This is a genomic window from Burkholderia sp. E168m23 (assembly GCF_016586125.1).
GTDB classification, from domain to species: domain Bacteria; phylum Pseudomonadota; class Gammaproteobacteria; order Burkholderiales; family Burkholderiaceae; genus Burkholderia; species Burkholderia orbicola.
The window spans coordinates 1-9,191 of record NZ_BCPP01000175.1 but is presented as its reverse complement, the minus strand read 5'-3'; the positions used below and the strand labels follow the sequence as shown (position 1 = coordinate 9,191).

The 9,191-nt window shown below is 69.5% G+C and carries 8 protein-coding genes and 2 riboswitches; of the genes, 1 reads left to right on the top strand and 7 read right to left on the bottom strand.

Going from position 1 to position 9,191, the window contains the following annotated elements:
* The 7 genes from JMF90_RS11830 to JMF90_RS11800 form a co-directional block, all read right to left on the bottom strand.
* A partial coding sequence (locus JMF90_RS11830) for an alginate lyase family protein (protein WP_201325123.1) occupies positions 1-480 on the bottom strand: 480 nt, incomplete at its 3' end.
* A 154-nt stretch (positions 481-634) separates the two neighbouring features.
* Positions 635-3,562: an aminomethyl-transferring glycine dehydrogenase gene (gene gcvP, locus JMF90_RS11825; protein ID WP_054928233.1), complete on the bottom strand. Its 2,928-nt coding sequence runs from the start codon at positions 3,560-3,562 to the stop codon at positions 635-637.
* Positions 3,563-3,620: 58 nt separating this feature from the next.
* On the bottom strand, positions 3,621-4,001 hold the full coding sequence (gene gcvH / locus JMF90_RS11820) for a glycine cleavage system protein GcvH (protein WP_054928234.1): 381 nt from the start codon (positions 3,999-4,001) through the stop codon (positions 3,621-3,623).
* 126 nt (positions 4,002-4,127) lie between these two features.
* Entirely contained in the window at positions 4,128-5,246 is a 1,119-nt protein-coding gene (gcvT, locus tag JMF90_RS11815; RefSeq protein WP_054928235.1) for a glycine cleavage system aminomethyltransferase GcvT, read from the bottom strand.
* A gap of 83 nt (positions 5,247-5,329) precedes the next feature.
* Positions 5,330-5,463, bottom strand: a riboswitch (glycine riboswitch).
* 35 nt (positions 5,464-5,498) lie between these two features.
* A riboswitch (glycine riboswitch) is annotated at positions 5,499-5,602 on the bottom strand.
* A 114-nt stretch (positions 5,603-5,716) separates the two neighbouring features.
* Positions 5,717-6,082, bottom strand: a complete 366-nt coding sequence (locus JMF90_RS11810; RefSeq protein ID WP_012327637.1) for a hypothetical protein — start codon at positions 6,080-6,082, stop codon at positions 5,717-5,719.
* A 213-nt stretch (positions 6,083-6,295) separates the two neighbouring features.
* Positions 6,296-7,348 carry an oxidoreductase gene (locus tag JMF90_RS11805; RefSeq protein ID WP_054928236.1) on the bottom strand — a complete coding sequence of 351 codons (1,053 nt, stop codon included), beginning with the start codon at positions 7,346-7,348 and terminating at the stop codon, positions 6,296-6,298.
* Positions 7,349-7,675: 327 nt separating this feature from the next.
* On the bottom strand, positions 7,676-8,383 hold the full coding sequence (locus JMF90_RS11800; protein ID WP_054928237.1) for an SGNH/GDSL hydrolase family protein: 708 nt from the start codon (positions 8,381-8,383) through the stop codon (positions 7,676-7,678).
* A 206-nt stretch (positions 8,384-8,589) separates the two neighbouring features.
* Between JMF90_RS11800 and JMF90_RS11795 the strand changes: the two genes are divergently transcribed.
* Positions 8,590-9,191, top strand: a 602-nt coding sequence (locus tag JMF90_RS11795) for a UvrD-helicase domain-containing protein (RefSeq protein WP_201325124.1), incomplete at its 3' end; no start/stop codon positions are given.

The following is a 9,191-nucleotide window of genomic DNA, read 5'->3' as shown; positions in this document are numbered from 1 at the left end:
GATCAGGCTCTCGAAGCGCGTCTCGTCGATCGGGTTGAAGCTCGGCTGGTAGGTCGAGACCCACGCGGACAGGAAGCGGTCGACGAGCTGCAGGTAGCGCGGCGCGTTCGTCACGCGCCACGCGAGCGCCGCATCGCGCATCAGGTCCATGTCCTTGAGCGCGGCCGCACTCTGGTCATAGATGCCTTCGTGCGGCAGCGTGCCCTCGGTGTGCACGCGCGCCATCGCCTTCGGCTGCTCACCGATGCGCGCGTCGACGCTGCGGATCAGCGCCTGCACGCCCGGCTCGGCCTGCGTCGTCTCGCTCGCCTGCAGCGCCGGAGCCGCGCAGAAATTCATCGCCGCGCGCGCACTGCCGGACACGCCGAGGCCGGCGGCGGCCAGCGACAGCGCTGCGACGAGCATCGGCACGTAGCGGCCCGCGCGGGTGCGCGGCCGCCTCGCTGTTGCACCATGGCCCGGAAACATCGGACGCACCATGCGGAACTCCTTCATTGGCTGGATCGCGTGTGATGTTAGCCGGATTGGCGGGCGAGCGTGAAACGGTTGGCCGGGCGGCGAACGTAAAAACCGCACGCAACCGGTGGCTGCGTGCGGTGGGTTCACGGTCGGACGCTCCGGTGCGAGACGGGCGTTATGCGTAGTCCGACATCGGCACGCACGAGCAGAACAGGTTGCGGTCGCCGTACGCGTTGTCCGCACGGCCGACCGGCGGCCAGTACTTGTTCGTGCCGAGCGACGCGACCGGGTACGCGGCCTGCTCGCGCGAGTACGCGTGCGGCCATTCGTTCGCGGTGACGACGGCCGCCGTGTGCGGCGCGTGACGCAGCGGGTTGTCCTCGCGATCGGCGCGGCCTTCCTCGACCGCGCGGATTTCCTCGCGGATCGCGATCATCGCGGCGATGAAGCGGTCGAGTTCTTCCTGCGATTCCGATTCGGTCGGCTCGACCATCAGCGTGCCCGGCACCGGGAAGCTCATCGTCGGCGCGTGGAAGCCGTAGTCCATCAGGCGCTTCGCGACGTCGTCGACGCTGATGCCGCTCGTTTCCTTGATCGGACGCAGGTCGAGAATGCACTCGTGCGCGACCAGCCCGCCCGGGCCCGAATACAGCACCGGGTAGTGCGGCGCGAGGCGCTTCGCGATGTAGTTCGCGTTGAGGATCGCGGTTTCGGTCGCGGCGGTCAGGTTCTTCGCACCCATCATCGCGATGTACATCCACGAGATCGGCAGGATCGACGCGGAGCCGTACGGCGCGGCCGATACCGCGCCGATGCCGTCTTCCGCGCGGGCGTAGCCGGTCGAGCGCTGGTTCGGCAGGAACTTCGCGAGGTGCGCGCCGACCGCGACCGGGCCGACGCCCGGGCCGCCGCCGCCGTGCGGGATGCAGAAGGTCTTGTGCAGGTTCAGGTGCGACACGTCGCCGCCGAACTGGCCCGGCGCGGTCAGGCCGACCATCGCGTTCATGTTCGCGCCGTCGACGTACACCTGGCCGCCGTGCGCATGGACGATCTCGCAGATCTCGCGGACGTTCTGCTCGAACACGCCGTGCGTCGACGGATACGTGATCATGATCGCCGCGAGGTTCGCCGAATGCTGCTCGGCCTTCGCCTTCAGGTCGGCGATGTCGACGTTGCCCTGCGCGTCGCAGGCGACGACCACGACCTTCATGCCGGCCATGTGCGCGGATGCCGGGTTCGTGCCGTGCGCGGATGCCGGGATCAGGCACACGTCGCGATGGCCTTCGCCGCGCGATGCGTGGTACGCGTGGATGATCAACAGGCCCGCGTACTCGCCCTGCGAGCCCGCGTTCGGCTGCAGCGACACGGCCGCGTAGCCGGTGGCCGCGACGAGCATTTCCTCGAGCTGATCGATCATCTCGCGGTAGCCGACGGTCTGCTCGGCCGGCGCGAACGGATGGATGCCGCCGAACTCGGGCCACGTGACGGGCAGCATTTCCGACGTCGCGTTGAGCTTCATCGTGCACGAGCCGAGCGGGATCATCGAGCGGTCGAGCGCGAGATCCTTGTCCGACAGGCTGCGCAGGTAGCGCAGCATTTCGGTTTCGGAATGGTGACGGTTGAACACGTGGTGCGTCAGGTATGCGCTCGTGCGCTCGAGGCCGGCCGGCAGCGCGGCGACGCCGGCGAGACCCGCGTCCAGCGCATCGACGGCCGGCGCGGTGCCGCCCGCGGCTTGCGCGAACACGTCGAGCAGATCGGCGAGGTCGTCGCGCGTCGTCGTTTCGTCGACCGATACGCCGACTTGCGTGTCGCTCACGCGGCGCAGGTTGATGCGCTTCGCCTTCGCGAATTGGTGGACCTGCGCGGTGCGCGCGCCGGTGTCGATCGTCAGCGTGTCGAAGAACGTGTCGTTGACGGTCACGAAGCCGAGCTGTTTCACGCCGGCCGCGAGCAGCGCCGCGATGCGGTTCACGCGCAGCGCGATCGTCTTCAGGCCGTGCGGGCCGTGGTAGACCGCGTACATGCTGGCCATGATCGCGAGCAGCGCCTGCGCGGTACACACGTTCGACGTGGCCTTCTCGCGGCGGATGTGCTGTTCGCGCGTCTGCAGCGCGAGGCGCAGCGCGGGCTTGCCCTGCGCGTCGACCGTCACGCCGACGAGGCGGCCCGGCATCTGGCGCTTGAATTCGTCACGCACGGCCAGGTAGGCGGCGTGCGGGCCGCCGAAGCCCATCGGCACGCCGAAGCGCTGCGTGTTGCCGATCGCGACGTCCGCGCCCCATTCGCCGGGCGGCGTCAGCACGGTGAGCGCGAGCAGGTCGGCCGCGACGACCACGTGGCCGCCGGCCGCGTGGATCGCGTCGGTGAGCGCGCGGTAGTCGCGCACGTCGCCGTTCACGCCCGGGTACTGCAGCAGCACGCCGAACGCGTTCGCCTGCGCCGCGTCGGCGGCCGGGCCCGTCTTGACCTCGATGCCGATCGGCAGCGCGCGCGTGCGGATCACTTCGAGCGTTTGCGGCAGCACGTCGTCGGCCACGTAGAACACGTTCGACTTCGGCTTGCCGGTGCGTTGCAGCAGCGTCATCGCTTCGGCCGCGGCCGTCGCTTCATCCAGCAGCGAGGCGTTCGAGATCGCGAGGCCCGTGAGGTCGGCCACCATCTGCTGGAAGTTCAGGAGCGCCTCGAGGCGGCCCTGGGAAATTTCGGGCTGGTACGGCGTGTAGGCCGTGTACCACGCCGGGTTTTCGAGCACGTTGCGCAGGATCACGGCCGGCGTATGCGTGTCGTGATAACCCTGGCCGATATACGAGCGGAACACCTGGTTCTTGTCCGCGAGCGCACGCAGCGCGGCGAGGGCTTCGGCCTCGCTCTTCGGCTGCGCGAACGGGCCGAGCGGCAGCGTTTCGGCGCGGCGGATCGAGGCCGGGATCACGGCGTCGATCAGGGCGGCGCGCGACGCGAAGCCGAGCGTGTCGAGCATGGCCTGCTGGCTGGCGGCGTCGGGGCCGATGTGGCGTTCGGCGAACGCGTCATGCGTTTCGAGCGCGGCGAGCGAGAGGGGCGTGCGGTTCATCAGGCGGTCCGGGTGTTCGAGCTTCATGGCGTGACTCTGGTCCCGCGCGCGCCGAGGCCGGCGCCGCGCGGTTCGGGTAGGGAAATTAGTCGATCAGCTTGCTGTAGGCGTCGGCGTCGATCAGCTTGTCGGTCGATGCGCCGGCCGCGAGCTTGATCTTGAAGAGCCACACGCCGTATGCGTCGCCGTTCACGTCTTCCGGCGAGTCAGTGGCTGCTTCGTTGACGGCGACGATCTCGCCGGACACCGGCGAGTAGATGTCGGATGCCGCCTTCACCGATTCGACGACGCCGACGGCGTCGCCCGCGTTCACCGACTTGCCGACTTCGGGCAGCTCGAGGAAGACGATGTCGCCGAGCGTGCTCTGTGCGTGATCGGTGATGCCGACCGTCAGCGTGCCGTCCGCCTCGGTGCGGATCCACTCATGTTCGTCGGTGTATTTCAGATCGGCCGGGACGTTGCTCATCGGATGCTCCTGGATAAAAGGGTGTGTTCGTTCTGCTGGCGCGCCGCCATGGCACGCCGAATAGGGTTGCGCCGGGCGCCATCTCCCGGCTTGCCGGAAGGCGGCCCCGCGGCCGCCTCTCGGTCGTTACGCAGCGAGGACCTTGCCGTTGCGCACGAACGGCAGTTTTACCACGCGCGCGGGAAGATTCTTGTCTCGAATTTGCACCTGGACGATGTCGCCGACCTGGACGGCCGCCGGCACGCGCGCGAACGCGATCGATTCCTGCATCGACGGCGAGAACGTGCCGCTCGTGATCTCGCCTTCGCCGTGCGGCGTGACGACCTTCTGGTGCGCGCGCAGCACGCCGCCCGCCTTGCCGTTTTCCTTCTGCAGGATCAGGCCGACGAATGCGGCGCGCGTGCCGTTGGCTTCGAGTGCGGCGCGGCCGACGAAGTCGCGCGGCGCGGTGAGGTCGACCGTCCAGGCGAGGCCCGCGTCGAGCGGGGAGACGGTGTCGTCCATGTCCTGGCCGTACAGGTTCATGCCGGCCTCGAGGCGCAGCGTGTCGCGCGCGCCGAGCCCGCACGGACGCACGCCGTGTTGCTGCAGCGCATTCCACAGCACTTCGACGTGCACGGCCGGGACGATCACTTCGAAGCCGTCTTCGCCGGTGTAGCCGGTGCGTGCGATGGTGAGATCGCCGAACGGCGTGCCGGCGACCTGCGCGGCGTTGAACGGCTTGAGCTCGCTGGTGGCGGCGCGGGCGGACGGCACCGTCGCCCAGACCTTTTCGCGGGCGTTCGGGCCCTGGACGGCGACGATCGCGAAGTCGCGGCGCGGCGCGATGGTCAGGCCGTAGCCGCCTTGCTCGTTCAGCTGGTTGAACCACGCGATGTCTTTCTCGGCGGTGCCGGCGTTGACGACCACGCGGAAGAATTCTTCGGTGAAGTAGTAGACGATCAGATCGTCGATGACGCCGCCCTGCGGGTTGAGCAGGCACGAGTAGAGCGCCTTGCCGGGCGTCTTGAGCTTGCCGACGTGGTTCGCGATCGCATGCTCGAAGAACGCGCGCACGCGGCTGCCGGTGAAATCGACGACGCACATGTGCGACACGTCGAACATGCCGGCGTCGGTGCGCACGGCAGCGTGTTCTTCGATCTGCGAGCCGTAGTTGACGGGCATGTCCCAGCCGCCGAAGTCGACCATGCGGGCATTGAGCGCGCGGTGCGCGGCGTTGAGCGGGGTGTGATTCAGTGCAGTCATCGAGGCCTCAGGCAAGGCGCTTGCGCGCGGATCAGAACGGCCATGTGCCGACCGCCGCGGCTGATAGCCTCGAGCGATCCGGTACATGCCCCTCTGTCCTCGATACCTGAGAGATTGCGCTGCGGGCAAAGCCCGGCGAACGCGCGCCCCTTCGGTGGGCAGCTTGCCCGCACAGCCAATGCGCTGCGGGCTACTGCCGCTCTCCAGAGTGCGGGGAGAGTAAGGTGTCCGCGCAATGCGCGGACGCGATTCCCCGACGCGGTCGGTCCTTTTGCCTGAGAGTTTGCGGGTGTGCCCCTTCGGCGGCGCAACCGGTGTCGGAACGACCCGGTCACACGCTCTCCCGACGCGTGCGGGCGACTGTACGCGAGCGGGTGGGCCTTGTCAATTTGAGCAAAAGAATGTCGCTTCGCGACAAGCGGCGGCGGCCGGCGCCGCCGCTTTTCTCCGCACCGGCGGGCGTCGGCGCGTTACTCGCCGATCGCGCGCGCGGCCGTGTCGAGTTCCTGATTCAGCACACGCTGCTCGTCGCCGGACAGGCCGCCGTTGTGCTGGGCCGACATGTCGTTCGCTTCCTGGCGGATCACGTCGAGACGGTGGTGCAGCTGCGCACCGTAGGGCGGCGGGTAGTAGCCGCCGTTCACACGGGCGTCGATGCGGCGATGCAGGTTGTCGATCCGGCCCTGGACCTCCTGCATGCGGTCGTTCGCGACGACCTGCGGGTTCGGTCGCGACGGCGGAGGCGCCTGCCGGGCCGGCCGCTGCGGCTGCACGATACAGGCCGCGAGCGAGGAAACCAGGACGCAGCATGCCGCTGCGCGAATCAACCGTTGCATCACATTCTCCTGACGGATAAGTGTCGAATCGACTTTTTGAGAAACGCGTCAGACCGGACGACCGCTGACTTTCGTTCCCGCACCATTTGTAACGGAATGTTCGGGGCCGTGGCCGCGGGGCGGCGTGGCGGTAGACACAAGCGCCGCCGGTGCCGATGCCTGGCGGCGTGGCGCGGAGGGTGGCCGGGTCGGCACCGACCCGGCCGGCGGTCGTCAGACCGTGCGGCGCACGAACGGCACCCGGCGGCCGTCGTGTTCGCTCTGCGCGGCGAGCTCGATGATCGTCATCACGTCGACCGCGTCCTGCGCGGTGACGGGAAACGGCGCGCCATCACGGATCGACGCGGCGAGCGCGCGGTAGAACTCCGCGTACTGGCCGTCGAGCGTCGGCACCGGCCGCTCGAGCTCGACGTCGCCGTCGAGCACGCGCAGCAGGCCGGGCGGATTGCCGCCGCCGAATTCGACGTCGTCCGCGGTGAGGCCGGCCTTGAGCTGGTCTTCCTGCGTGTCGAGCCCGAACTTCTGGTAGCTGCCGCGCGTGCCGTGCAGCGTGAAGCGCGCGGGCTCGATCGCCGACAGCGCGCTCGCGTGCAGCGCGACGTCCTTGTCCGGATAGCCGAGCAGCAGGTGCACGAAATCGGGCGCCGTGCCGTTGTCGCGGCGCGTCTTGACGGTGGCGCTCACCGTTTCCGGCGTGCCGAACAGCGCGAGCGCCTGGTCGATCAGGTGCGGGCCGAGGTCGAGCAGCAGGCCGCCGCCGCGGGCCGGCTCCTCGCGCCAGCGCGTGCGCGGCGTCGGCCGGAAGCGGTCGAAGTGCGACGCGAAGTAGGTGAGGCGGCCCAACTCGCCCGATTCGACGATCCGGCGCACGGTGAGGAAATCGCCGTCCCAGCGGCGGTTGTGGAACGGCGCGAACAGCCGGCTGCGCGCGTTCGCGAGCCGCGCGAGGGCGAGCGCCTCGTCGGCGGTGAGCGTGACGGGCTTGTCGACGACCACGTGGCGGCCGGCTTCGAGCACCTGACGCGCGAGCGTGAAATGGGTGTCGTTCGGCGTGGCGATCACCACGCATTCGATGTCATCGAGGCCGAGCAGCGTGTCGAGATCAGGGACGACGCGCGCGCCCGGATACGCGGCCTGCGCGCGATCGGGCTGACCCGTCGCGATCGCGGCGACTTCGGTGCGGCCGCTCGTGGCGATCACCGGCGCGTGGAACGTCGCGCCGGCGAAACCGAAACCCATCAAACCAATCCTGAGCAATGACGACATGGCAATTCCTGGCTGCGAAGGAAACTAAAGGATGGCGCGCCGGAGCGGCGCGAGGACGACCGGCTATTTTGGCATGGCGCCGCTGCTTGCACAGACGCGTCGGGCGAAATGCACGAAGCGAGGCGGCGCTTGCGCGGGGAAGGCTGGCATTTTGCGCGGGGTCGTGCGCCGTGCCGCGGTATGGTTGGCTGGTTTGCGGCTCGCGGCTCGCGGCTCGCGGCTCGCGGCTCGCGGCTCCCGGCTCCCGGCTCCCGGCTCCCGGCTCGCGGCTCCCGGCTCCCAACCCCCGGCAAGCCGTGGCGGCAGTCAGCCCCCGAACGCGCCCCATCATCCGCCCGGCCGCTGCCTCACGGCGGCCGCGACCTGCGCGGCCCACACCGCGCACGCGGCTGCGCCGGGATGGAAGCCGTCGGCGGCCATCAAATGGCGTTCGAGCGGCAGGTCGACCCGCAGGAACGTGCAGTGCGGTTGCGCGCCGGCCCAGCCGGTGAGCGCCGCGTTGAGCCGCTTCGCGCGCCGCCCCAGATACCACGCGAGCGGCTGCGGCAGCGCCGGGAAGCGCTCCATCGGCGGCACCGCCGACAGGATCGCGTGCCCGACCTGGAAACGCTCGGCGAGCAGCCGCACCAGCTCGGCCTGCTGCGCGAGCCAGCGAGCGGGCGACACGCCTCCCGTCACGTCGTTGACGCCGAGCGACGTCACGGCCACGTCGAACGGCTCGGCCGGCTCCGCGGCGAGCCAGTCGACCAGCTCCCGCGTGGTCAGGCCGGTGCGTGCGAGCAGTTTCCAGCGCACGCGGTGCGTGGCCGCCAGCGCGTTCGCCAGTTGCCCGGCGAGCGCATCGTGCTGCGTCGCGACCCCGACGCCCGCGGCGGCCGAATCGCCGACCACCAGCACGCGCAGCGGTGGGCCGTCGCCGGCCACGCCGTCGCGCGGGCCGGCCGCCTCGGGCAGCCGCGGCGTGACGCGGCGCACGTAGCGCCCTTGTGCGAACAGCAGCGGGCCGAGGGCAGCGGTGGCGAACGGGTATCCCATGAGGTCGATCCTGCGGTGGTTGAAACGCATTGAAGCGAGGGCGGCGCGGGTGGCGTCGGGGAGTGCATATTGTGTCCGATCGCAGCGCGAACAGGGCCAGATTGGCCGAGCGGACAGCCACGACCACGCCGAACGGACAGGGGGCGCCCGCCCGGCAAGCCCGCGCGCCCCCGTCCGGCGGCGTGCCCGAAATACGCGCCGCCGACGTGTTAACATGCGCGTCCTGCCCCGCGTGTCCGCCTGCTTCGCCAGCCTGCCGCGCACGGCATCCTCCCGGCGTCCGCCGTCAACCAGCAACACCATCCGCCATCATGTCCGCAGGCCTCAATCCCGCTCAGAACGAAGCGGTGCGCTATCTCGACGGTCCCTGTCTCGTGCTCGCCGGCGCGGGCAGCGGCAAGACACGCGTGATCACGCAGAAGATCGCGCACCTGATCGAAGCGAAGGGCTTCGAGCCGCGCCATATCGCCGCCGTCACGTTCACGAACAAGGCGGCCGCCGAAATGCGCGAGCGCGTGTCGAAGCTGCTGGAAGGCAAGACGCTCACCACGCCGGGCAAGGAAGGCCGCAAGGTGCCCGTCAACCAGCTCACCGTCTGCACGTTCCACTCGCTGGGCGTGCAGATCCTGCGCCAGGAGGCCGAGCACGTCGGCCTGAAGCCGCAGTTCTCGATCATGGATTCGGACGACTGCTTCGGGATGATCCAGGAGCAGCTCGGCACCACCGACAAAGGGCTGATCCGCAAGATCCAGAGCATTATCTCGCTGTGGAAGAACGGCCTGATCATGCCCGACGAGGCGATGGCGAT

What these genes read in the sequence shown, in the direction of transcription:
- gcvP (WP_054928233.1), bottom strand. Translation starts at nt 3,562, where the DNA reads ATGAAGCTCGAACACCCGGACCGCCTGATGAACCGCACGCCCCTCTCG.
- gcvH (WP_054928234.1), bottom strand. Translation starts at nt 4,001, where the DNA reads ATGAGCAACGTCCCGGCCGATCTGAAATACACCGACGAACATGAGTGG.
- gcvT (WP_054928235.1), bottom strand. Translation starts at nt 5,246, where the DNA reads ATGACTGCACTGAATCACACCCCGCTCAACGCCGCGCACCGCGCGCTC.
- JMF90_RS11810 (WP_012327637.1), bottom strand. Translation starts at nt 6,082, where the DNA reads ATGCAACGGTTGATTCGCGCAGCGGCATGCTGCGTCCTGGTTTCCTCG.
- JMF90_RS11805 (WP_054928236.1), bottom strand. Translation starts at nt 7,348, where the DNA reads ATGTCGTCATTGCTCAGGATTGGTTTGATGGGTTTCGGTTTCGCCGGC.
- JMF90_RS11800 (WP_054928237.1), bottom strand. Translation starts at nt 8,383, where the DNA reads ATGGGATACCCGTTCGCCACCGCTGCCCTCGGCCCGCTGCTGTTCGCA.